Genomic DNA, 24,297 nt, shown 5'->3' with positions numbered 1-24,297 from the left:
CGTTTTCGAAACATTATCCATGTCATTCGGCATGTTTCAAGTTTCGCAAGTGTTATCAAACACTTAAATACAGGAAAGCACCAATGAGCCAAGGTAAAACCGTCAATGTCGCCGCCGGCATCCTGATCCGCGCTGACGGCGCATTCCTGCTTGGCAGCCGCCCGGCCGGCAAACCTTATGCCGGCTACTGGGAGTTCCCCGGCGGCAAACTCGAAGCCGGCGAAACCGCGCTCGACGCATTGCGGCGCGAACTGATCGAAGAAATGGGCGTTACCGTCACCGCAGCCACACCTTGGATCGTGCAAACCTTTACTTACCCACACGCCACCGTGCGGCTGCATTTCTTCCGCGTAACCGGCTGGCAAGGCGAACCGCAGCCGCATGAAGGCCAGGCATTCGCCTGGCAACGACCGGGGCAACTGACCGTGTCGCCCATCCTGCCCGCCAACGGGCCGATCCTGCGTGGGCTCATCCTGCCAGAAGTCATGGCGCTATCGAATGCCAATGGCATTGGCACTGACGAATGGTTGCAACGGCTGCAGGATCGGTTGGCCAAGGGACTGCAATGGCTGATCTTGCGTGAGCCGCAACTGGCGACAGACGACTACCGCGCCCTCGCCGCCGAAACCCTCGCCCGCTGCCGCAGCAGTGGCTGCCGTGTGATCCTGCATGGCGATATCGAGCTGGCTCGCGAGCTGGGTGCAGATGGCGTTCACCTGCCGGCCCGGATCGCCGCCACGCTGGAGCGCCGCCCCCGTGGCATCGACCGGTTGGGTGTTTCCACCCACAACGCCGCCGAACTGGCGCACGCGCAAAAGATCGGTGCCGACTACGCCCTGCTCGGCCATGTCCTCGATACTGCCAGCCACCCTGGCGAAACACCGCTCGGGTGGAACGACTTTGCCGGGCTGGTCGGCCAAGGCTGGCCGTTCCCGATCTACGCCCTCGGTGGCATGAATGCCGGGCTGGCAGCTACCGCGCAAACACATGGCGGCCACGGTGTGGCACTGCTTTCTGCGGCATGGCAATGAAACTCAACGGTCGCCTGATCGCGAGCGCCTTGGTCGCCGTTTGCATGTCCGTGCTGCTCGCCGTCAATCTGGGCTGGCGGCCCTTCTCCGCCGCTGGCCCTGCCAAACCCGCACTGGAAGTCACCTGCCCCGATCTCGCCAGCGCGTGCATGTTCTCACTCGATCAGCAGACCTACACGTTACGTAGCGAAGCCACCGTCATCGGCAGCAAACCCGTCGTCCTCACCGTCACCGGCCCCGCCCGCGATGTTCACGCCAGCTGGCAGATGATTGGTATGGAGATGGGGCCGAATCGCTATGCACTGCAACGCCAACCCAATGGCAGCTGGCAGGCCCAGACCTTGCTGCCGTTGTGCACGCAGGCGCGGCGTGACTGGCTGTTGCAGCTGACCGTAGATGGGCAGGTGATCAATGTGCGGACGCAGTCGCGCTAAGCCCGTGCCGACCTACACCTCGTTCCGGCGAAATAGCCGAGGCACAAGAGAAGGGCGAGCTGACCAAACTTGGAAATATGCTGACTTCCTCTATCGTTGAACAGTTGATTGGAGAACGCATGTTCAAGTTACAAACAGCAGCCATTGCAATATGTAGCATCGCAGCCTTCGGCCTCACCGGGTGCTATAGCATCGAAAAAGACAAAAGACTGTCCAGCCGATTGGAAACAACCAGCGCCCCAATAGGGCCGTTTGTGGATATTGTGCATACCCCAGCTTTAGACATTGCCGTTTCGCCAAGAAACGACGTAATTTTATCGTCCTCATGCATCGCTGGACTAATAATCCCGGTAGACATAAGTTCAAACGATAAAAGGAGGCGAAATTACGCTACGACCAAAAATGAATTCATAGTACACATGGCTTTTCAGGCTCACGGTCATGAAATCTTCTTGGCACCTGAATCTTTAGTCCTTGTTATCGATGGAAAATCAACACCCGCAACGGTATTGGCCGCCCCAAGCAATAGCTTCGACACCACGCTCAATCCAGAGATCGCGTGCTCAAACCTACCCCAAGGTGCCGAGCGATCTCACAATCAAAGCCACGATCTAAATGAAGTATTGCCTCAAGGACAATGGCAATGCATGAATGCGGTCTTCCCAGTTGATACCCCTGACCCCGAAACGAAATTCTCCATTGCCTTCCCTCTTATTGGTATTGACGGACATGTTGTGGATCCCCAACTTCAACCGCTCAAATTTTCTAGAAAGGAGTGGCACACCTCATACAACTACGGCGAGCGTGGTTGCTGAATTATTTTCGTTGGGCTGGGCAGAATGAAATAAGGCCCAACATTGGTAGCTAATAAGGAAAGGCATTGTGTGTTGCGCGGTGATGTTGGGCATCGCTTCGCTCAGCACCAACCCTCGAACGGCCGCAGCCGATGGACAATCAGTGGAAGCGTGTTCAATACCATTGTCATCGCCCCACCGCCTCACTCGTTAAGCTGACATCGCGTCCCTTCCGGGCTTTGTCATGCGCTACCCCGCCTGCGTCTTTCCGCTTGCCTTGCTGCTTGCAGGCCCCACCTGTGCCGCGCCGCTGGGCGACGCGAATGCCCGACTATTGCTCAACCGCAGCGGCTTCGATGCCCTGCCGGTGCAGATCGCCGATTACGCCAAGCTGGAGCCGGATGTCGCTGTCAGCCGCCTGCTCAAAGCATCACCGACCGTGGCGCAGACCACCCCGCCGGAGTGGGTGAACGACACGCAGCTGCGCCCTGCCCGGTTAAAAGACATGAACCCGGACGAGAAGCGTGAGCTGCAGAAGCAATTTCGCCAGCGTGGTATCGAGCTGCGGGAATGGTGGCTGACCGAGATGCTGTCCACGCCCTCGCCACTCACCGAGCACATGACCTTGTTCTGGCATAACCACTTCGTTTCCAGCCTGGAGAAAGTCAAAGCGCCGCAGTTGATGTATCGGCAGAACGTGCTGTTACGGCGCGAGGCGCTGGGCAACTTCGGCCGGCTGCTGCATGGCATTGCGCGTGATCCGGCGATGCTGGTGTATCTGGATGGGGCACGGAATCAGAAAGGCCAGCCGAACGAAAACTTCGCCCGCGAGGTGATGGAGTTGTTCACGCTGGGCGAGGGTCATTACACCGAGGCGGATATTCGCGAGGCGGCACGCGCCTTCACAGGCTGGAGCATCAATCCGGAAAACGGCGAATTCCTCTACCGACCACGCCAGCACGATGACGGCAGCAAGACGGTGTTCGGCAAGAGCGGCCATTTCGACGGTGACGACGTGATCGATCTGCTGCTGGCCCGGCCGGAAACCGCGGAATTCGTGGTGACCAAACTGTGGCGCGAATTCGTTTCGCCCGAGCCAGATTCCGCCGAGGTGAAGCGACTGGCGAAGCTATTCCGCGATCAGCAATATGAGATCAAGCCGCTCATGGCAGCGCTGTTCACCAGCCCGGCGTTTTATGCGTCGGCCGGGCAACTGACCAAGTCGCCGGTCGACCTCACCGTCGGTACGCTGCGTGAGTTCGATGTGCAGCCGCCTGATCTGCGGCCCTTGTTGTTCCTCAATCGCCAGCTTGGTCAGGATGTGTTCGCACCACCGAATGTGAAGGGCTGGCCGGGCGGCGAGAGCTGGATCAACAGCCAGACCTTGTCGCTACGGCAGCAATTCCTGGCCCGCTTGTTCCGGGCGGATACCGAGGAAGGCGGCGCCATGCTGCCGCCACGCATGAAGCGCGGTTTTTATGAACCCGATCTGGCGAGCTTCAACGATCGCTGCCCGAAAGCCTGCGCGATCAAGGCCTTGTTGCCACTGCCGCCAGACCCTGTGCCGGAAGGTGATGGCACGGCGGTGTTGCGGGCTTTGGCGCTGGATGCGCGTTATCAACTCAAATAGGAAACCGCCATGATGAACCGCCGCGATGTACTGAAACTGGGCGCCATGGCCGGCTTGGTTGCGCTCTCCCCCACCGTGTTTGCCGCTGCACTGAGTGGCAGCGATGCCAAACCGGGCCGGCTGCTGATCCTGATCGAGTTGAAGGGCGGCAACGATGGTTTGAACACGGTCGTGCCCTACGCCAATGCCAGCTATTACGCACTACGGCCAAAGATCGCCGTGGCGCGTGATCAGGTGCTGCAGCTCTCCGATCACGCCGGTTTGCACCCGGCCATGACCGCGCTGCTGCCACTGTGGCAGGCGAATCAGCTCGCGATCGTGCAAGGCGTGGGTTATCCGGAACCGAACCTGTCGCATTTCCGCTCGATCGAGATTTGGGATACCGCCTCCGCCAGCGATGAATATCTGCACGAAGGTTGGCTGACGCGCGTGTTCCGGCAACAACCTTTGCCAAGCAATACGCTGGCGGATGGCTTGATCGTCGGCAGCCCGGAACTAGGGCCGCTGGCCGGCGGCGCGCGAGCGGTGGTGCTGTCCGGCAACAATCTCAATGGCGGTGGCATGCAAATGGCACAGCAAGCGGCCAGAACACCGGCGCTGGCGCATATCCTCAAGGTGCAGCAGGATTTGAACGTCGCCGCCACCGGCCTCGCCGGCCCGGCGCCACAGCTGAACACAACCTTCCCGGAGCATGGTTTTGGCAAAACGGTGAAAACGGCGGTCGAAGCCTTGGCGAAGAATGGTCATATCGGCGTGTTGCGACTGACGCTGGCCGGCTTCGATACCCACGTGAACCAGCAGGCCACACAGCAACGCTTGCTCAAGGAATTGGCCGAAGGGCTGGCGGCCTTGCAGACAGGGCTGACGGAGCTGAACCGCTGGAACGATACGGTCATCACCAGCTATGCAGAGTTCGGCCGGCGCGCGGCGGAGAACAAGAGTGGCGGCACCGATCACGGCACGGCCAATGTGCATTTCGTGACCGGCGGCGCAGTCAAGGGCGGGCTGTATGGCGGCGCACCGGATCTGGCCAATCTGGAGAACGGCAACCTGAAATACGCCATCGATTTCCGGCAGGTTTATGCAACGGCAGCGGGCTGGTGCTGGGGCGATGCGGCGCTGTCTCCCGCGCTGGGGGGCAGCTATCGTCGGCTTGAACTGATGCGCGTTTAGCGTGATTTGCGAGCCGTAACGACCATTCGTCACTCAGACCAACGGCTGGCCTCGCTTACGCGATAATCCGGTCATGAAATCAGGGTTTCTACCTAGCCTTGCATTGATTGCCCTCCTGGTTGCGACGTTGGCAAACGCCAAGATCTATCAGTGGCGAGATGCGGACGGCCACGTGTTCTATTCCGACCAGCCGCCGGCCGGCCAGAACGCGCGCGAGCGGACGATCCGCCAGAATGTCATCAACACGGGTCTCGCCAGCGCGCCGGCATCGCAGGACGGCACGAATACTTACACGGTGACGCTCTACATCAGCCAAGGCTGTGGCCTGCCCTGTGAGGAAGCGCTGGGCTTGCTCGATTCGCGTAGCGTGGTGTACGAAGTGAAGAATGTGGGCGCGTCCGAAGCGGAAACGATCAAGTTCTACAGCATCGTCGGCACGTTCAATGCCCGCCCGCCCGTGCTGATCATTGGCAAAGAGATCATCAAGAACTGGGATCGGGCGATCTGGAGCGCAGCGCTATCCAAAGCAGGTTACGTCGCGAAGCGTTGAGCGCGGCATCGCAACACCAACTGAAACAGCATGTAATCGGCCGCAGTCTGCGCCACCCGTTCGGCTACACTGTCGGCTTTGATCGGGAGCCCATGCCGATGCGTTTTGCTACCTGGAACGTCAACAGTCTTAAAGTCCGCCTGCCGCAGGTGCTGGAATGGCTGGCCGCCAACCCGGATCTGACCGCGCTCGGGTTGCAGGAAACCAAGCAGGAAGACGTAAACTTCCCACAGGCCGAGATCGAAGCGGCCGGCTTTCACGTCGCCTTCGCCGGCCAGAAGACCTACAACGGCGTCGCCATCATCAGCCGCGAGCCGCTGGCCGATGTCCAGATCAACCTGCCCAATTTCGATGATCCGCAAAAGCGTCTGATCGCAGCAACCATCAGCGGCGTGCGGTTCATCTCGGCCTATATCCCGAATGGTCAGGCGCTCGATTCAGAAAAATACCCCTACAAGCTCGCCTGGCTGGAAGCGCTGCACGCCTACATCGCCGATGAGCTGACGCGCCATCCGCAATTGATCCTGGCCGGCGATTACAACATCGCCCCGGAAGATCGCGATGTGCACGACATCACCAAATGGGAAGGCGGCGTGCTGGTGTCGCCGCCTGAGCGCGAAGCCTTCCAGGGCTTGATCGGCCTCGGCCTGACCGATGCCTTCCGCCAATTCGAGCACCCGGAAAAATCGTTCAGCTGGTGGGATTACCGGGGCTTCTCGTTCAAGAAAAACGCCGGGCTGCGCATCGATCATCTCTTGATCACCGCACCGCTGGTTGCCCGCCTCACTGCAAGTGATATCGACCGCGAGCCTCGCAAGGTCGAACGCCCTTCCGATCACACCCCGGTGTGGGCGGCCTTTTCCTCCTGACCGCGCCATACCAAGGAAAGCCTCATGGACAAAAGCAAACTGCTCTCCGGCAGCACCCTCTTCTGCGAACTGCCGGCCGACGAGCTGGAAGCACTGGCGCAGCATGCTGAATTGCGCAGCGTCAAAGCCAAGCAGGTCATCGTTGCCCAAGGCACCAACGGTCACGAGATGTATGCGGTGCTGCATGGCCGGCTGAAGGTCGTGCGGACCAACGAGGAAGGCCGCGAGGCGACGCTGGCGATTCTGGAAGGCGGGGAAGTCTTCGGCGAAATCGCCATGCTCGACGGCGGCCCGCGCACGGCCAGCGTCGAAGCGCTGGAACCGTGTGAGCTGCTGGTGCTCAAGCGCGACATGGTGCTGGGCCACCTCGAATCGCACCCGAAAGTGATGCGCCAACTGATTGCGGCGCTGTGCCAGCGGCTACGTAGTGCGGATGAATTGCTGCAGGACGCGTTGTTCCTGCCGATGACGCAACGACTCGCCAAAGTACTTCGCCAGCTCGGTGCGCAGCATGGTTCTTCGAGCGATGACGGCGTGCTGATCGACTTGAAACTCACGCAGCAGGAAATCGCCAATCTGGTCGGCGCCAGCCGCGAATCGGTGAACAAGCAGCTGAATGCGTGGGTGGATGAAGGCTTGATCGAACTGGCTGGCGGCTATATCCGCTTGCTGAAGCCGGATGATTTGCCGGTTTGAGTGGTGACGTATTTGATACGCCGGGTGCATCGTAGGGCGGGTTAGATGCATCGCATCGTAGCCCGCCGAACCGCCTTGGTAGGGCCACATGCGGCGGGTTATGCAGCAAGCTGCTAACCCGCCCTACGGTACTGTGGTTCAAGATTTGGGTTTAAACCTCAATCCCGCTCCACCGCATCGCGCCGCCGGCGAATCACATTCGTCATCCGCGATATACAGACCAGCCCGCCTGCCTCGTTTTCGATCTTGATTTCCCACACGTGCTGACTGCTGCCAAGCCGGATCGGTCTGGCCGTCCCGGTGACCAAACCTCGCGTGGCTGGCCGCAAATGGCTGGCATTGATCTCGCAACCCACCGCGTAAAACCCATCCGGATTCACTACCAGATTGCTCGCCAAACTTGCCAGCGTTTCGGCCAAGGCACACGAAATACCGCCATGCAGAATGCGCATTGGCTGCACGGTGCGCGAGTCGACCGGCATCGTGGCGGTCAGGTAATCGTCGCCAATTTCGGTGAAGTGGATATCCAGATGCGAAACCGCCGTATCGGCGCACATGCGCTCTAATTCGGCGAGGGTGTAGGCACGGTGCCAAATGGACATGAAATGCTCCATGGAAACGGGAAGGCAAAACTAGCATGGCGAAGCGGCACAGCCAATCGGCTTTACCGCGAGACCGCTGCTTGAAACATCAGGGCTTGAAACAGATCCACACTGCGCAAATCAGCGCTGCGCGACTTGCTGCGTTGGCGGCACCCAGGCGTAGTTGTTCTTCCATGCGCCGTAGACCAGATTCGGGTACTCCGCCTTACCGAGGCTGCCGTTATAGCGGCCGAGTGCACGGAACAGGTCGCCATTCTCGATATCAAGGTAATGCCGCAGGATGGTGCAGCCGTAACGCAGATTGGTGGCAAGGTCGAACAGGCTTTGCTGCGGATTCCCGATCTGCCGCTGCCAGAACGGCATCACCTGCATCAATCCACGCGCGCCAACCGGGCTGATGGCGTAGCGGTTGAAACCACTCTCGACATGAATCAACCCCAGCACCAATTGCGGATCGAGCCCGGCGCGGGTGGCCTCGTATTGCGCCACGGTCAGCAGGCGCTTGCGCATGAACTCGTCCGGAATGCGCTTGGCAAGTCGGGCCGACATCTCGTTCAGCCACACTTCGCCTTCGGCCGCATTGGCAAACACCAGATGCGGCTGCATGCCATCGCCAATGGCGCGGGACATGGCCGATTGCACCGAGGCGGACAACGCTTCTTCTTCCTGCGCGCCAGCCCAGGCAAACGCAGCGGTCAGCCAGATCAATAGAGAGAGAAGAAGCTTCATGGTTATCGACAACAATTCAATCGGACTATCAGTCTAGATAAAGAACGGCACAAATATTCCAAATAAACAAACGAGTACAAAGCGGGAGAACCACAGCGTACCCATGCTCAATCGGCGATGCCACAAGGACGGAATCTGCTTCCATTCACCGCTTTTCAATACCGGGGGAACCTTGAACAACGCCTGGAATGGCTGATCAAGATTAACCCGATAGTGATGCGGCTCCATCGCGACCAATGCCGGATAGTGCGTTTTGTAAATCTCGTACAAGGTATGCGTTAAATAGCAATAAATCAGCGAGCCAAACAACGAACCCAATACACAAACCGGCAGCAGGTAATCCAGCAAAAAGCGATGCAGCATCTCAAGATTACCCAGTGTTCAATTTCATCATACGCCTGGCATTTCGGTAGGCCGATAGCGCTCAGACCAACGCTTTGGCAAACGCGGCAACTTCAGCCAGCGCCACTTTTTGCATCTCGCCACCTGCTCGGGCCACGTACTCGACCACGCCATCGGCCAGACCCTTGTCACCGATGGTGAAGCGATGCGCCACGCCGATCAGTTCCATATCGGCAAACATCGAACCGGGGCGCTCGTTGCGATCATCCAGCAAGACATCGACGCCAGCAGCGACAAGTTGAGCGTACAGCTGATCAGCGGCCGTTTTGACCGCCTCAGAGCGGTGATAGCCGACGGCAACGACAGCCACTTCGAACGGGGCCATGGCGGCCGGGAACTTGATGCCACGCTCGTCGAAATTCTGCTCGATGGCCGCGCCAACGATGCGGCTCACGCCGATGCCGTAGCAGCCCATCTCGAAGACTTTCTGCGCACCATCCACATCAGTGAACACGGCATTCAGCGCTTCGGAATACTTGCTGCGCAGCTGGAAGATATGGCCGACTTCAATGCCACGGCACAGTTCGAGCTTGCCCTTGCCGTCCGGCGACGGATCACCGGAAACCACATTGCGGATGTCGGCAACGATGCTCGGCTCCGGCAGATCACGGCCGAAATTGACCCCGGCCAAGTGGTACTTGGGCTTGTTCGCGCCGCAGACGAAATCGCTCATCTGCGCCACGGTTCGGTCAGCGATGACCTTGATATTCGCGCCAACACCAACCGGGCCGAGGAAACCCGGCGGGCAGTTGAGGTGGGCACGGATTTCTTCATCGGTAGCAAAGCGGAATTCGCCCAACCCGGCCAGCTTGGTGACTTTGACTTCATTCAGGCTGTGGTCGCCGCGCAGCAGCGCCATCACGAATTGATCGCCCTCGCCGACCAAGGCGATGACCTTGACCGTGTGTTCGATGCCGATTTCCAACAAAGCGGCTACGGCTTCGCAGGTGGTTTGTTTAGGGGTTTCCACGTCGCGCATCTGCTCGCTGGCTGCGGCACGCGGAGTGGCCGGCGCGAGCGCTTCAGCGAGTTCGACGTTGGCGGCGTAATCGCTATCCGGGCAATAGGCGAGCAAATCTTCGCCGGCATCGGCCAGCACGTGGAACTCATGGCTGCCAGAGCCGCCAATCGCGCCGCTGTCTGCCGCCACGGCTCGGAACTTGAGGCCGAGACGGGTAAAGACATTGGAATACGCCTGCGCCATCACCTTGTAGGTCTCTTGCAGGCTCTCGAAATTGGCGTGGAAGGAGTAGGCATCCTTCATCATGAATTCACGCGCACGCATCACGCCGAAACGCGGGCGGATTTCGTCGCGGAACTTGGTTTGAATCTGGAAGAAACTCACCGGCAGTTGCTTGTAGCTGCGCAGTTCGGTGCGGGCGATGTCGGTGATGACTTCCTCGTGCGTCGGACCGAAGCAGAAATCGCGATCGTGGCGATCCTTGATCTTGAGCATCTGCGGGCCAAACACCTCCCAGCGACCGGTTTCCTGCCACAGCTCGGCCGGTTGCACGGCGGGCATCAGCAACTCATGCGCGCCGGCCTTTTCCATTTCATCGCGCACGACCTTTTCCACCTTGCGCAATACACGCAGACCCAGCGGCATCCATGTGTAAAGACCAGAACCCAGGCGCTTGATCAGCCCGGCGCGCAGCATCAGCTTGTGCGAAATCAGCTCGGCCTCGGAAGGCGCTTCCTTGAGGGTGGAGAGGTAAAGTTGCGAGGTACGCATGGTCGGGATCGCGATGATTTGTAATAGGAAAGACGGCGATTCTACCAAGGGTCCGTGAGGGTGTGGGCGGGCCGTGCCGGATGGCCGGTGCCGCCTGCGCCCTCTTTACCCTTGGAGGTTCCGCCAGGATAAACGCTCAGTCGCCCTCGCGCTCCAGCTGCGCGACTTCCGCCGCCACCTTGGCCGCACGCTTGGCGGCAATCTTCGGGCGCAGGATGTTCATCATCACCACGTCGCGCAGGCCGATGAGCACCAGTAGCCAGACGATCATCACCGCAAAGAACAGGAACGAATCGCGCTGCACGCCGGGCGCGAATTTCGCCAATAGCGGCGCAATCACGCCCCACACGCTACCCAAGGCCACCACCAGCAGGATCAGCGACGAGATCATGCGCTCCTTGAGGAAAGTGCCGCGCAACAACACGCGCTGCTCCCAACGGGAAAGACCTTGTAGTTCAGGGACTTGATCCGCTTTCCAGTAAAACGCCATTGCCGTGATTCCTGTTGATTCAGAGCCCGCGAGTTTCCCGTTAGCCTTGCGCAAATGCAAGCCCGCCCGACGCGCTTCCCCAGGCCGCCGCCCGGCCGTCCGGGGCTGACGTTTTTGCTGTAAGTGTGATATGTAAGCGTTTGCGGCCCACGATGCCGCCGACTTCGCCGGATCAAGAACAGACAAATGCGAAGCGATAAACAACCAAAAGAACGATGGAAGGGAAACCCGATGAACCTGCTCAAGACCGGCTTCAGGCTGGCCAAGCTCGCTGGCGCGTTGCTTGCGCTACCTGCCATGGCGGACGAAGTCCGCATTCAACCTCCCGAACTGGCGATCAGCATTACCGAACATGTCGCCATGCCGGCCACGCAAGCACTACAAAAAGAAACATCGCAATTGCTCGTTCGGGTCACCGCGTTGTGCGCCATGCCCAACCGCGACAATCTGCGTGACGCGCAAGACAGCTGGCGGCGTGCCAGCGAAGCCTGGCGACGGCTGGAGGCCACCCGCTTCGGCCCGGCGCGCGTTGAGTCGCTCACCAACCTGTTCGCCCCGTGGCCGTTCGACGTACAGGCGTTGCAGCAGGCCATTGCCTCGGCACCGACTGATCCAACCAGCGGCCAAGCCATCAATGACTGGATGCAACAGCCAACGCAGGCGGGTGGCTTACCCGCCCTCGAATACCTGCTGTTCGCTGAAAACACCCCGGATAAACAGCTCGCCCAGTTCAGTCAGAACAACCGCTGCCGCTATGCGATCTGGCAATCCGCCGGTGTCGCCCGCCGCGCAACCACCCTCGGTTACGAGTGGGCCGGTTTGCGTAGCGGCATGAATTACGACATGTCCTATCACCGACCTTTCCTGACCGAGGCGCTCACCCGTTCGGTGATCAACCTCAAAGAACTCGCGGGCTGGAAGCTCGCCAGCAAGGAAGTGACGCCAACCGAGTCACGCTTCCCGGATTGGCGCGCACACCAGACCAAGCAAAGCCTGCTGGCAACATTCGATGGCATCCAGCAGGTCTTGCTCGGCAGCGCGAAGGGGGTCGGCTTCGACGATTACCTTGCCAGTCGTGGCAAGGACGATCTGGTGACCGAGCTGCGCGCCAAGTTCTTCGAGGCCCGCCAGGCACTCGATCAACTGCCGGACGATCTGGCTGCCCACGCCATGCAGTCACGCGGCGAGCGCTTGCTGGCGCAGCGCAAGCTCAACGCCCTGGCGGACTTCCTGGCCGGGCCGGTGAGTCAGGGCATGGGCTTTGCCATCAGCCTCAGTCAATAAACCTCGTGCAGTTCACCTAGCCGGACGGCTTGCCGTCCGGGGTTGCGTCGCATCAAGTGAGGCCCTGTCGGGGGTCATGCATGCGGAGTCCCCCGGCCGGCGAAGCCGTCCGGGCTACAACTGGCCTTGGTAGGTTGGCGCTGAGCGCAGCGAAGCCCAACAATGCACACCGGTGGCAATGTGTGCGGCAAGTGTTGGGCTGCATTTCATTTAGCCCAACCTACGGGCTTTGCGATCAACCTCGGTCAATGAGCCTCGGGCAGTTCACGTAGCCCGGACGGCTTCGCCGGCCGGGGTGGCGTCGCATCAAGTGACGCCCTGTCGGGAGTCATTCATGCGGAGTCCCCCGGCCGGCGAAGCCGTCCGGGCTACGGGGCTATCCCTTGCTCAGCATGCAGACGATACGGATGTTTATATAAGGCAAAACTCATATTCCTTGGACTTGTAACAGCGGCGTCATCAAACAACCGTATGCTGCGGGCATTACAATTTGCAGCGTCGTGCACCCATGCGCCGGTTCCTTGTCCCGTTATTACTGGCTTTTGCACAGTTTGCTCATGCCGATGTCACCGTTGGCCTGATCGCCACTCGTAACCCCGAAGAGCTGCTCGGCTTCTGGCAGCCGGTCATAGACGACTTGTCGGCCAGCATTGGCCAACCGGTCAAAGTGATCGCCGTTCGCAATTACGACGAGCTGCAGCAGAAATTCCATAACAACGAAGTGCAGGTCGCACGCGTTGGCAACCGGCTGGCGCTATCGATGGTCGAGCACGACAACGGCGAAGTCTTCGCGCGGCTGGTGCAGAACCCCGGGCTGGCCGAATACCGTTCGGTCCTGCTGGTTCGCAAGGATAGCGGCATCAATGATCTCGATACCCTCCTGCGCACCAAGGACCGCTATCGCTATGCGGGCGACTACACTAACTCGACCGCCGGCTTCCTGATTCCGCAGTACTACGCCTTCATCAAGAACAACATCCTGCCCGAGCAGCATTTCAAATCGATGCGCCAGGGCAACTTCGAAGACAACTTCCTCGCGCTTTACCGCAAGGAGGTCGATGTGACGGTCAGCAACAGCTTCGACCTGGAACAGCTGAAGGAAAAGTATCCGCGTGAGTTCGCCGCGATGAAGCCGATCTGGACGTCACAGCCCTTCGCCTTTGATCCGCTGGTTTACAAGGCCAATCTGCCGGCACCGCTCAAGCAGAAGATCACCGCCTTCTTCCTGCGTTACGGCCGTGATGGCGCGCAGGCAACCGCGCAAAAGCAAAAGCTCTATTACGCCGATCAGCTCGATGGCTTCCTGCCTGCCAACAACCGCTTGCTGCGTGAAACCTCCGATTTGCAGCTGTATCACGACCTGTTCCGCCTCACGCTCAACGCCAGCGTGCCCACGGCGCAGAAAACGGTGCAGGAAAAAGACTACTACCGGCGCTACCAACAGCTCGTCGGCTTGCTTGGCGGCGCGAAATAGACAAATAAAATCTCCTAGCACGACTTTGATACGGGCCCCTGTGGCCCGTTTTTATTGGTGGGCGCAACATGATCAGGGCATGGACCGGGGCAGCCCACTACCGCCCCACTATCACCACCAATGGAACAATCCTTCCCGATTACGGGTAATTTTCATTTATCGTTCCAAGCCTCATAGTAATCACATCAAAACCCCTATGGAGGCAGCATCATGACTACGACTCGTCGCATTGCTCGCATCGTGCGCGGCATGGCCGCATCGGATGGCGCTGGCGTCAAACTGCATCGCGTGATCGGCACGCAAGACCTGCCGATGCTCGATCCCTTCCTGATGCTGGACGAATTCCGCTCGGACGATCCGAACGACTACATCGCGGGCTTTCCGGAACATCCGCACCGCGGCTTTGAAACCGTCACCTATATGCTCGCCGGCCACATGCAGCACGGCGACCACATGGGTAACAAAGGCGACCTCGGCCCCGGCAGCGTGCAATGGATGACCGCCGGGCGCGGCATCGTTCACTCCGAGATGCCACAACAGGAAAATGGCCTGATGTGGGGCTTCCAGCTGTGGGTGAACCTGCCGGCCAAGGACAAGATGACGGCACCGCGCTATCAGGATTACCCGGCGGAAGCGATGCCGGTGGTCGCACTCGATGGCGGCGGTAGCGTGAAAGTGATCGCTGGTGAATTCGGCGGCGCACGCGGCCCGATCGAAGGCGTCGCCACCGAACCGGTGTATTACGATGTGGCGTTGCCACAAGGCGCAGCACTGACCTTGCCGCTGCCGGAAACGCACCATGCTTTCGTCTACGTTTACCAAGGCAAGCTTGAAGTGGCCGATGGCCCGCAAGAGCGCCCGTTGGGTACGCGTGAACTGGCGGCATTGACGGCTGGCGGCGCGTTGTCGGTCAGCGCGGGCACGGATGCGGCGCGGTTCATCGTCGTCGCCGGCAAGCCGCTCAAGGAACCCGTGGCGCGTTACGGCCCGTTCGTGATGAATACCGAGACGGAAATCCGTCAGGCGTTTGCGGACTATCAGGCTGGGCGGTTCTGAGGGTGCTTTAACACCTTAAGCCCTTAAGTCTTGAACCACAGAGGGCACAGAGAACACAGAGGTTCACAGAGAAAACCAAAACCGATTGGGGGGACCCCTGTAGGAGCGAGCTTGCTCGCGATGGCGGCATGTCAACCGTCGCTATCGCGAGCAAGCTCGCTCCTACAAAAACCCCACCTCCCGCATTTGCCTTTCTCTGTGAACCTCTGTGGTCCAGGATCTTCGGTCTTCCCATATGACAGCGAAGGAGCAAGCCATGCCCCAACTACTGCAAAGCCACACCACCACACTTGGCGAGGGCATGACCATCCGCCGGGCGTTGCCGAACCGCTCCCGCCGCATGGTCGGCGCGTGGTGCTTTCTTGACCACCTCGGCCCGGTCGCCACCACCGGCGATGGTCTGCGCGTCGGTCCTCATCCGCACATCGGCCTGCAAACCTTCTCCTGGCAGATCGAAGGCGAAGTCTTCCATCGCGATAGCCTTGGTTCTGAGCAATTGATCCGTCCCGGCCAGGTCAACCTGATGACGGCCGGGCGTGGCATTGCCCACTCCGAAGAAACACCGGCTGAGCACGGGACAACGCTGCACGCGGCGCAACTCTGGATTGCCTTGCCCGAAGCGGAACGCCGCCGCGAACCGGCTTTCCATCACTATCCGAACCTGCCGGTGTTCGACCAGGACCGCTGGCAGATCAGCGTGTTGGCCGGCGAGTTCAACGGGCACAGCTCGCCAGCACTGGTGTATTCGCCGCTGGTCGGGCTGGAGCTGCTTGCCGCCGATGCCGCCAACACCACCCTGCCACTACGCGCAGATTTCGAATATGGCGCGATGCTGCTGTCCGGCAGCGCCACCTTGGCCGGCCAAGCGCTTGAAGTCGGCGAGCTCCTGTATTTCGAACCGGGCGCGACGGCGCTGGAAATTTCAACGCATGCACCGGCCCGCTTGCTGCTGCTTGGTGGCCAGCCGTTCAGCGAAGAGGTGCTGCTGTGGTGGAATTTCGTCGCCCGCACGCCAGCCGAAATCCGCCAGGCCACCACAGACTGGAATGCCGGCAACGGCTTTGGTGAAGTCCATGGTTATCCCGGCGAGCGCTTGCTCGCGCCAGAAGTCCCCAAACTCAGAGGAGAATGACATGCCCTTCGATGCGGTCGCCGCCACGCTCGGCGCTACACCCTATCAAGTCGCGCTATCCGATGGCCGTCACGGCTGGACCGGCGACACCCCCAGCGCCGGCGACAGCGGCCCCGATCCGCACGCGCAGCTGCTTGCCGCACTCGGCACTTGCACAGCGATCACAGTGAAGATGTACGCCGAGCGCAAGGGCTGGCCGCTGACCGACGTGCAGGTCGCGCTGCGTTACGGCGACGATCATCGCGATGGCGACGCGAAAATCGAACGGCAAGTCGCCTTGACCGGCGAGCTGGATGGCGAACAGCGCGAACGCCTGCTGCAAATCGCCAATGCCTGCCCGATTCACAAGCTGCTATCCGGCGAAATCCAGATCACCACGGCACTTGCTTAGCCGTTACGCCAGCAGCACAACTCGCCAAACCGCGGCTAACCCGTTACAGTCCATGCAATAGAACAGTCGTTCACGCTGCATGGACTTAACTCTCCTCCCGCCCGGCATCCAGACCCGCCTGCTCAAACTCGGCATCAGCCGGCCGTTTGATCTGGTGCTGCATCTGCCATCACGCTACGAAGACGAAACCCAGCTTTACCCGCTGGCCGATGCCCCAATCGGCACCCCGGTATTGGTGGAAGGCGAAGTGCAAAGCGCTGAAACCACCTTCCGCCCCAAGAAACAATTCGTCGCTCGCATCTCGGATGGCACCGGCACCCTGGTCGTGCGCCTGATCAACTTCTACCCGAATCAAGTCAAGCAGTTGGCGGTCGGCAAGCGCGTGCGGCTGTACGGCGAAATCCGCCACGGATTCTGGGGCGACGAGATGGTGCACCCCAAAGTAAAAAACGTTGGCGAATCCAATGGCCTTAACGAGGCGCTCACGCCGGTCTACCCAACCGTGGCTGGCCTCGCCCAAGCGCCGCTCACCAAGCTCATCGCCAAGGCCCTCACCAGCTGCCACCTCAGCGATACGCTGCCCACCGCCCTCATCCACGATCTCGGCCTGCCAGCCTTTGCCGACAGCGTGCGCTTTCTGCATCACCCCACACCGGACGTCGCCCGCGTTCAGCTCACCGAGCGCCTCCACCCAACTTGGCGACGTGTGAAGTTTGATGAGCTGCTGGCACAGCAACTCTCCCTGCGCATGGCCCGCGCAGTGCGGCGTGAACGCAGCGCCCCCAAGATCGCACCGCCGGGCAGGCTCGCCGCGCAACTCGTCGCCAGCCTGCCGTTCGGGCTGACCAAGGCACAGAACCGGGTACTGCTGGAAATCGCCAAGGATTTGAAACAACCCCACCCCATGCAACGTCTGCTGCAAGGGGATGTCGGTGCGGGCAAGACCATCGTCGCGGCGATTGCGGCCTGCCATGCCATCGAAGCCGGCTATCAGGTGGCGCTGCTGGCCCCGACGGAAATCCTCGCCGAACAGCACTATCGCAAGCTGTCGCAATGGCTCACGCCGCTGGGCATCAAGGTCGTCTGGTTGACCGGCTCGCTCAAGGCCAAGGAAAAACGCGCCGCGCTCGAAGACGCAGCCTTGGGCACGGCATCGTTGGTGTGTGGCACGCATGCGATTTTCCAATCCAGCGTCGAATTCAAACGTCTCGGTCTGGCTGTTGTGGATGAACAGCACCGCTTCGGCGTCGCCCAGCGCCTGGCGCTGCGGGAGAAAGGCGGCAGCCCGCACCAGCTGATGATGTCCGCCACCCCGATCCCGCGCACGCTGGCGATGAGCTTCTACGCCGATCTGGATGTGAGCGTGATCGACGAGTTGCCGCCCGGCCGCACGCCGATCGTCACCAAGTTGATCAGCGATGCCCGGCGTGACGAGATTACCGAACGCATTGCCGCCAAGGTCGGCGAAGGGCGGCAGGTGTATTGGGTCTGCCCCTTGATCGAGGAATCGGAAGCGCTGCAATTGCAGACCGCCGTCGATACCCACGCCCAGCTCAGCGAAGAACTGGAAGGCATCAAGGTCGGGCTGCTGCATGGCCGGATGAAGCCGGACGAAAAAGCCGCGATCATGCAGGCCTTCATCGCCAACGAGATTCAGCTGCTTGTCGCCACAACAGTGATCGAAGTCGGCGTGGACGTGCCGAATGCCAGCCTGATGGTGATCGAGCACGCCGAGCGGATGGGTCTGGCGCAGCTACATCAATTGCGTGGCCGCGTCGGCCGTGGTGCGCACGCCAGCTTGTGCATCTTGTTGTATTCAGGGCCGCTCGGCGATACCGCCAAGGAACGGCTCAAGGTCATCTACGAGAACACGGATGGTTTCGTGATCGCCAACGAAGACCTGCGCATCCGCGGCCCCGGCGAGCTCGCAGGCGTGCGGCAATCCGGCGTGCCCATGTTGCGCTTCGCCGATCTGGAGGCCGATGCGGATCTGCTGGAGGCCGCCCGCGAAGCAGCGGGACAATTGCTCAGCCAGGATCGCACCATTGCCGAAGCACACCTGCAGCGCTGGCTACCCGGCCGGGAAGCGTTATTGAAGGTTTAATCCCGTCTTCCAGCACCTTGAGACGACCTGCAAGCCACGCTATGCAACCGCCTGTCGCCACGCCCACAACGCCAAGCACGAATCACACGTAAAATAGTCATACCGATCAATAAGTTGAACCGGTATCGACATGGTATCCGCTCTTCCCTCGCCGGGTATTACAGCCCAGACAGGCCAGATCGTGGCAGCAACAGCGGCCACGACGGATGCGATTGCAAGTAAGAATTTCGACAGCAAAAAAACGTCGGGCGCCTCCCAGCAACTCGACGCAAAACAGCAAGCTGACGTCGATCAGCTGAAGAAGATCGACCAGAACGTCCGGCGGCATGAACAGGCCCACCTCGCGGCGGCAGGTGGCCTATCCACCAGCGGCGCCTCCTACCAATTCCGTACCGGGCCAGATGGCAAGCAGTATGCCGTCGCCGGCGAAGTGAGAATCGACGTGTCCCCTGGCAACACGCCAGACGAAACGATCAAGCGGGCTCGCGTCATTCAGGCAGCGGCATTGGCGCCTGCCGATCCATCCAGTCAGGACCGGGCCGTTGCGGCGCGTGCGGCGCAGATGGAAGCCGAAGCCTACGCCCAGCTGGCCCAGCAATCCTCCCAACAACGCAAGCTTGGCCAAACCTATGGCAGCAGCAGCGTTTCAACATCCAACTTCGCGGTTCAGGCCTGACAACGCGTGCCGAGCGTATGGTGCTTTCCTGACAAGCTCGGATTGTGGAATAGTCCTTTTCCCCTCTACACTCGCGTAATGCTTACATCATTTTCCACTGCTTGCCGGGCCGGGTTCGCTGGATGAACGCGCGCTTTCGCTTCGCGCTCTGGGTTGCCTCGTTGCTGCTCGTCCTGTCGCTCGGGCTCTCGGCACTGTTCGAGGTCTATCAGCGCAAGCAACTGGAACGGGTGACCGACTACGCCACGCAGGATGCGTTCTGGTATTCGGTTCATCTCACCAAGGAATACATGCGGCTGCGTGAGGTGGCGACACTGGCCCGCACCGATCCAACCCAATACCCGGCAGTACGCACGCGCTACGACATCGTTGCCGGCCGGCTCACTTCGATGCAGAACGGCGGGCTGCATTACGTTGTACTCGATCGGGCCGAATATCTCAGTGATATGGCCACCGTCAATCAGGCGATCGTCGAGATCGACCACCGTTGGCAAACCGGCCCGGCGCCCAGCGCGGCGGAAGTGGATTGGCTGCTGGCCAAACTGACCGAGATCGAGCCCGCGTTGCAGGGCGCCATCGACCAGCTGCAGTGGGGCTTTTCCGATCAGCTGCACAAGAACGATCTGCTGGTGAATCGGTTAGGCAATATCCGGCTGATGCTTGCGATCTTCCAATCGCTGCTGCTGTTGGGTTTTGGCGGCTTTGCGCTGACCGAACTCTGGCGCAGCCGCCGCCGTGAGGAAGAACTTGCCAACGCCCGTGCCGATGCGCAAGCCGCAACGGAGGCCAAGAGCCGCTTCCTGGCCAATGTCAGCCACGAGATGCGCACGCCGCTGACCTCGGTGCTCGGCTACGCCAGCCAGGCCCTCAAAGACCCGCAGCTCCAGGCCACCACCCGCCGACAAATCTCCTTGATCGAACGGAGCGGCGAATATCTGGCGAGCCTGCTGGGCAACGTGCTCGATATGTCGCAAATCGAAGCCGGCCGCGCCCAATTGCATGAAGAAACCATTTCATTGGCGACGCTGGTCGATGATCTGCGCGGTCTGTTCGCCTTGGAGGCCAGCAAGAAGGGGCTGACGTTCGAAATCGTGCTCGGGCCGGATATGCCCACTTGCGTCTCCCTCGATGGCGGCAAGCTGCGGCAAATCCTGATCAACCTGATCGGCAATGCGGTGAAGTTCACCACCACCGGCGGCGTGCACGTGCGACTGGATGCTTCTGCGGCCGGCGAAGAAAACTTCCTGCTCGAAACCCGCGTGACCGATACCGGTGTGGGCATCACCCAAGCGGAACAGGACATCCTCTTTTCCGCCTTCGAGCAGACCGCCAGCGGCCGCAGTGCCGGCGGCAGCGGCTTGGGGCTCGCGATCAGCCGTGACTTTGCGCGGCTCATGGGCGGTGATGTGTGCTGCGTCAACAGCAATGCCCAAGGCAGTGAATTCCTGGCTTCGGTGCTGGCCTACCGCGCCAGCAGCCCGCTGACCGAGAAAACTGCGCAACCGGCTGCCGTTTCACTGGCGGGCACGACCATCCTCGTGATCGAAGATCAGGCCATCAACCGCGAACTCTTGGTCGATCTGCTCGGCGAAGCCGGTGCCGACGTAATCGAGGCCGAAAACGGCAACAGCGCGATCAGCGCATTGGCGGCCCGCAATGTGGACACGATCCTGCTCGATTACAACCTGCCGGACTGCGATGGCCTGACCCTGGCGCGGCGCATGCGCGCAGGCGGCTGGCAAGGCCGCATCGTGATGCTCAGCGCCGCACTACGCCCGGCGCAAGTCGAACTCAACGCCGTCAACATTGCAACCTGGTTAAGCAAGCCGTTTGAGCCGCGCGAGCTGTTGGTCACGCTGGCCGGGCACGCCGCCGCGCCACTACCCGAGCAACACCATGCGCTGCTTGAACAGGAAGCCGCGCGCGAGCGGCTCGGTTACGGCCAGGAGCGTTATCTGGTGTTGGCCAGCAAGGGGCTGGAACGCATCGAGAGCCTGCTCAACGACTGCACCAAGGCGGATCACCTCACGCGCCAACGTTTGGCCCACAGTGCGCGTGGCGTGGCGCTGCAGATCGGCGCACAGGCACTTGCCCATGCCTGCGGCCAGCTTGAAGTGCTCACCGAGCAGGATGCCGACCGCGCCCCCAGCTTGTTAGCCGACGCGCAAGCGCTGAACCGGGCAACCCGTGCCGAACTGGAAGCGACGACCGAGTCCCCTCCGTAGCGCACTATGACCCGGTCAGCGACAGTGAGGCGGGTACGCTAAAACGACATAACAACAAGGAAACCACGCATGAATTTGAAAATCTGGCAGACGCTACTCGCCACCGCCCTGATCACCTGCGCAGGCATCGCCGCGGCGCTGGATGCGCCCAAAGGCCCGGTTGTGCTGACACTGACCGGCAAGGTGGTGCAAAAGAACCACGGCGAGGCAGCCGACTTCGACGATGACATGCTCGGCCGTCTGCCCCAGAAAAAAATGACCGTGCCGACCCCGTGGTATCCGACGCCGCAAACCTTTGAAGGCCCGCTGCTGCGCGACGTGCTCAAGGCGGCTGGCGCCAGCGGCGCCAAGCTCGACTTCAAGGCACTGAACGACTACACCATCACCATTCCCGGCGAGGATGCGGACAAATACGACGTCATCGTCGCCCGCCGCCTGAATGGCAAACCGATGTCGATCCGCGAGAAAGGGCCGCTGTTCGTGATGTATCCGTTCGACACCAAACCTGAACTGCGCGAAGGCGAGTTTTATCGCCGCTGCGCCTGGCAGCTGAGCCAGATTGTGGTGGAGTAAGCAGGAGTGAGGGGCAAGGAAAGCGGCGCTTTTTTTCATTCCCTCTCCTATCCCGTGCAAGGCTTTTAGCCTTGTTCAGGGAAAGTGGGAGAGGGTTAGGGAGAGGGTGCTAAACAGGACGCTGCAATTGGCACGACCCTCTCCCCCGGCCCCTCTCCCACACGTGGGAGAGGGGAGAGTGTAGTGGTTCACGTGCGGCGGGTTACGCAACAAGTTGCTAACCCGCCCTACGAAGTTGGTTGGAAATGGCGCGGTGAGGCGAGCCGCTTAACCGACCGGCCACATCGTCAATAACAACGGCAAGGCAATGGACGTCCACACGCCGTTCAAGCCCATCGCCAGCCCACCAAACGCGCCAGCGGTCTGGGAGATCTGGAACGCCCGTGCGGTCCCAACGCCGTGAGCGGCGATCCCCAAGGCAAAGCCACGTTCGATATCGCCATCCACCTTGATCAGTCGGAACAGCGGCACAGCGATGACCGCACCGGCAACGCCGGTCAGGATCACCGCGCCGGCCGTCAGTGATGGCAACCCGTTGAGATGCGCCGAGAGCGCCATCGCAATCGGCGTCGTCACCGATTTGGGCGCAAGGGACACCTGCACCGGCCAGCTCAAATCAAACAGCCACGCCAGCCCCAGGGCGGAAAGAATCCCTACCAGCCCGCCAACAGCCAGCGCAATCATCAACGGCCCCAGCAAGCTACGCACGCGCTGCAGGTTGTCATACAGCGGCACCGCCAGGGCGACGGTTGCCGGCCCCAGCAACCAGTGCAAGGGCTTGGCCCCGGCAAAGTAATCGGTATAAGACACGCCACTGAGCAGCAGCAGTCCCATCACGATAAGGATGGCCACCAGCGTCGGGTTCAACAACGGAAAATGCCGTGACCGGTGATAGAGCTTTTCCGCCAGCAAATAAGCCAGGCCGGTGATGGCCAGCCACAGCAGCGGCTCCGTCTTGAGCGCCGCAACTTCAACCGCCACAAGCTTGATCATTTGCGCCTCGCCAATAGCCATTTGAGCAGCAAACCAGTCACCGAGAGCGTGACCACCAGCGATACCAGCACAACGGCCACAATCGCCAGTCCGTTTGCCTTGAGCATGGGCCCCAGCGCCATCAAGCCGACACCGGCCGGCACGAACAGCAGGCCGAGATACCCCAGCAAGCCCTCCGCCACCTTCGCGACGCGTTCATCGGTGCCACGTTGAATCAGGCACCAAGCTGCCAGCAGCAGCATGCCCATTACCGGCCCCGGTATTGGCAGGCCAAAACCGCGGCTGAGCAACTCGCCAGCGAGTTGAAACAGGATCAACAGCGTGATGCCAAAGAGCATGGGCAGGCTCCGTTGAGATGGGTTTCGTAGCGATACCGGGCAAGAACACGATCATGACCTTGCCATACTCTTTCATTTCAATGAAAGATGTCTACAGGTCCACCCGTTCAATCTGGTTGAGACTACGCCCAAGGAAGCGCTCGCCAATGGTCTGGAATTTCACCGGCACATCCGTCACCACGTAGCGGTAGTCCGGTATCTCGCGACTTGGATTGGCAAGACCACGCGATTGCAGCAACTCGGCAGTCTGATCCGCGATGGACAGCGCCGAATCGACCAATTGCATGCGGTCGCCCACCACATCGAGCAACAGCGGTTTGATCAGCGGGTAATGGGTGCAACCGAGGACAAGGGTGTCGATTTGCTCGACGAAGACCGGCTTGAGGTATTCCTGCGCCGTCATCTTCGTGACCGGGTGATCCAGCCAGCCTTCTTCGACCAGCGGCACGAACAACGGGCAGGCTTGCGAGTAAACGCGGCAATCCGGGTTGAGCTGGTGAATGGCGCGGGCGTAGGCGTTGGAATTGATGGTGGTCGGCGTACCGATCACGCCGATGCTGTTGCTGTTGGTGCGTGCCACCGCGTTTCTGGCACCGGCTTCGATGACATCGAGTACCGGCACTGGCGATCGCGCCCGCACCGCATCGGCAGCCACGGCGGCCATGGTGTTGCAGGCGATGATCAACAGTTTGACGTCTTGCCGCAGCAGAAAATCGGCGATCTGTTGCGTGAAGCTCTGGATGGTCGACACTGACTTCACGCCGTAGGGCACGCGGGCGGTATCACCGAAATAAACGATGTCTTCGAACGGCAGCCGATCCATCAGCGCACGCACGACGGTGAGCCCGCCAACGCCGGAATCGAACACACCAATGGGATGGGAAGGCAGGGAGCGGGACATCAACGGTTCTCAAAACGC

25 protein-coding genes are annotated in these 24,297 nt (G+C 60.6%); 17 read left to right on the top strand and 8 right to left on the bottom strand.

Annotated features, from left to right (window positions below; genetic code table 11):
- Positions 1–83 precede the first annotated feature (83 nt).
- The 8 genes from BR41_RS03700 (at position 84) to BR41_RS03670 (ending at position 7,177) form a co-directional block, all read left to right on the top strand.
- Positions 84–1,031, top strand: a complete 948-nt coding sequence (locus tag BR41_RS03700; RefSeq protein ID WP_035052996.1) for a Nudix family hydrolase — start codon at positions 84–86, stop codon at positions 1,029–1,031.
- Entirely contained in the window at positions 1,028–1,465 is a 438-nt protein-coding gene (locus tag BR41_RS03695) for a hypothetical protein (protein ID WP_035052994.1), read from the top strand. The genes BR41_RS03700 and BR41_RS03695 overlap by 4 nt, the downstream gene beginning before the upstream one ends.
- 119 nt (positions 1,466–1,584) lie before the next feature.
- A complete protein-coding gene (locus BR41_RS23945; RefSeq protein ID WP_156970539.1) occupies positions 1,585–2,280 on the top strand; it encodes a hypothetical protein in 696 nt (231 codons plus the stop codon).
- A gap of 223 nt (positions 2,281–2,503) precedes the next feature.
- The gene (locus tag BR41_RS03690; RefSeq protein ID WP_084186822.1) at positions 2,504–3,889 is read left to right on the top strand and encodes a DUF1800 domain-containing protein; all 1,386 of its coding nucleotides are present in this window, start codon (positions 2,504–2,506) and stop codon (positions 3,887–3,889) included.
- Positions 3,890–3,898: 9 nt separating this feature from the next.
- Positions 3,899–5,062, top strand: a complete 1,164-nt coding sequence (locus tag BR41_RS03685; RefSeq protein ID WP_211251651.1) for a DUF1501 domain-containing protein — start codon at positions 3,899–3,901, stop codon at positions 5,060–5,062.
- 73 nt (positions 5,063–5,135) lie between these two features.
- The gene (locus tag BR41_RS03680; RefSeq protein WP_084186821.1) at positions 5,136–5,612 is read left to right on the top strand and encodes a glutaredoxin family protein; all 477 of its coding nucleotides are present in this window, start codon (positions 5,136–5,138) and stop codon (positions 5,610–5,612) included.
- Positions 5,613–5,710: 98 nt separating this feature from the next.
- Complete coding sequence (gene xth, locus BR41_RS03675) at positions 5,711–6,481, top strand: exodeoxyribonuclease III (RefSeq protein ID WP_035053659.1); 771 nt, start codon at positions 5,711–5,713, stop codon at positions 6,479–6,481.
- A 24-nt stretch (positions 6,482–6,505) separates the two neighbouring features.
- A complete protein-coding gene (locus BR41_RS03670; protein WP_051710001.1) occupies positions 6,506–7,177 on the top strand; it encodes a Crp/Fnr family transcriptional regulator in 672 nt (223 codons plus the stop codon).
- Between the two features lie 158 nt (positions 7,178–7,335).
- On the opposite strand, the gene BR41_RS03665 is transcribed toward BR41_RS03670, so the two are convergent.
- From BR41_RS03665 to BR41_RS03645, 5 genes are all read right to left on the bottom strand, one after another.
- On the bottom strand, positions 7,336–7,779 hold the full coding sequence (locus tag BR41_RS03665; protein ID WP_035052990.1) for a hotdog fold thioesterase: 444 nt from the start codon (positions 7,777–7,779) through the stop codon (positions 7,336–7,338).
- 120 nt (positions 7,780–7,899) lie between these two features.
- Positions 7,900–8,508, bottom strand: coding sequence for a lytic transglycosylase domain-containing protein (locus BR41_RS03660; RefSeq protein WP_035052988.1), 609 nt, complete (start codon positions 8,506–8,508; stop codon positions 7,900–7,902).
- A 33-nt stretch (positions 8,509–8,541) separates the two neighbouring features.
- A complete protein-coding gene (locus BR41_RS03655; protein ID WP_035052986.1) occupies positions 8,542–8,871 on the bottom strand; it encodes a hypothetical protein in 330 nt (109 codons plus the stop codon).
- A gap of 61 nt (positions 8,872–8,932) precedes the next feature.
- Complete coding sequence (locus BR41_RS03650) at positions 8,933–10,642, bottom strand: proline--tRNA ligase (protein ID WP_035052978.1); 1,710 nt, start codon at positions 10,640–10,642, stop codon at positions 8,933–8,935.
- Between the two features lie 136 nt (positions 10,643–10,778).
- Positions 10,779–11,132, bottom strand: coding sequence for a hypothetical protein (locus BR41_RS03645; protein ID WP_035052969.1), 354 nt, complete (start codon positions 11,130–11,132; stop codon positions 10,779–10,781).
- A 231-nt stretch (positions 11,133–11,363) separates the two neighbouring features.
- Between BR41_RS03645 and BR41_RS03640 the strand changes: the two genes are divergently transcribed.
- From BR41_RS03640 to BR41_RS03600, 9 genes are all read left to right on the top strand, one after another.
- Positions 11,364–12,416, top strand: coding sequence for an imelysin family protein (locus tag BR41_RS03640; protein WP_035052967.1), 1,053 nt, complete (start codon positions 11,364–11,366; stop codon positions 12,414–12,416).
- A gap of 508 nt (positions 12,417–12,924) precedes the next feature.
- Entirely contained in the window at positions 12,925–13,890 is a 966-nt protein-coding gene (gene phnD, locus BR41_RS03635) for a phosphate/phosphite/phosphonate ABC transporter substrate-binding protein (RefSeq protein WP_035052965.1), read from the top strand.
- Between the two features lie 210 nt (positions 13,891–14,100).
- Positions 14,101–14,946: a pirin family protein gene (locus BR41_RS03630; protein ID WP_035052962.1), complete on the top strand. Its 846-nt coding sequence runs from the start codon at positions 14,101–14,103 to the stop codon at positions 14,944–14,946.
- Between the two features lie 256 nt (positions 14,947–15,202).
- Complete coding sequence (locus BR41_RS03625; RefSeq protein WP_035052959.1) at positions 15,203–16,078, top strand: pirin family protein; 876 nt, start codon at positions 15,203–15,205, stop codon at positions 16,076–16,078.
- Between the two features lies 1 nt (position 16,079).
- Positions 16,080–16,469 (top strand): OsmC family protein, encoded by a 390-nt coding sequence (locus tag BR41_RS03620; protein WP_035052956.1) that lies wholly within the window; start codon positions 16,080–16,082, stop codon positions 16,467–16,469.
- A 79-nt stretch (positions 16,470–16,548) separates the two neighbouring features.
- A complete protein-coding gene (gene recG, locus BR41_RS03615) occupies positions 16,549–18,573 on the top strand; it encodes an ATP-dependent DNA helicase RecG (protein WP_035052953.1) in 2,025 nt (674 codons plus the stop codon).
- Between the two features lie 130 nt (positions 18,574–18,703).
- The gene (locus BR41_RS03610) at positions 18,704–19,249 is read left to right on the top strand and encodes a putative metalloprotease CJM1_0395 family protein (RefSeq protein ID WP_051709998.1); all 546 of its coding nucleotides are present in this window, start codon (positions 18,704–18,706) and stop codon (positions 19,247–19,249) included.
- Between the two features lie 122 nt (positions 19,250–19,371).
- Positions 19,372–21,474 (top strand): ATP-binding protein, encoded by a 2,103-nt coding sequence (locus BR41_RS22665; protein WP_051709996.1) that lies wholly within the window; start codon positions 19,372–19,374, stop codon positions 21,472–21,474.
- A 69-nt stretch (positions 21,475–21,543) separates the two neighbouring features.
- On the top strand, positions 21,544–22,047 hold the full coding sequence (locus tag BR41_RS03600; RefSeq protein WP_051709991.1) for a putative pterin-binding protein: 504 nt from the start codon (positions 21,544–21,546) through the stop codon (positions 22,045–22,047).
- A gap of 267 nt (positions 22,048–22,314) precedes the next feature.
- Here the strand turns inward: BR41_RS03600 and BR41_RS03595 are convergent, their stop codons facing one another.
- The 3 genes from BR41_RS03595 to murI all read right to left on the bottom strand — a co-directional run bounded on the left by BR41_RS03595 (position 22,315) and on the right by murI (position 24,279).
- Complete coding sequence (locus BR41_RS03595) at positions 22,315–23,040, bottom strand: LrgB family protein (RefSeq protein WP_035052950.1); 726 nt, start codon at positions 23,038–23,040, stop codon at positions 22,315–22,317.
- On the bottom strand, positions 23,037–23,378 hold the full coding sequence (locus BR41_RS03590; RefSeq protein ID WP_035052948.1) for a CidA/LrgA family protein: 342 nt from the start codon (positions 23,376–23,378) through the stop codon (positions 23,037–23,039). Before BR41_RS03590 ends, BR41_RS03595 begins: the two co-directional genes overlap by 4 nt.
- Positions 23,379–23,469: 91 nt before the next feature.
- Positions 23,470–24,279: a glutamate racemase gene (gene murI / locus BR41_RS03585; protein WP_035052945.1), complete on the bottom strand. Its 810-nt coding sequence runs from the start codon at positions 24,277–24,279 to the stop codon at positions 23,470–23,472.
- Between the last annotated feature and the right edge of the window lie 18 nt (positions 24,280–24,297).

Origin of the sequence: Andreprevotia chitinilytica DSM 18519 (assembly GCF_000711875.1) — a bacterium.
In the GTDB taxonomy this organism is placed as follows: domain Bacteria; phylum Pseudomonadota; class Gammaproteobacteria; order Burkholderiales; family Chitinibacteraceae; genus Andreprevotia; species Andreprevotia chitinilytica.
Note: the sequence above shows the minus strand (reverse complement) of the source record. Positions and strands in the feature narration are given on the sequence as shown.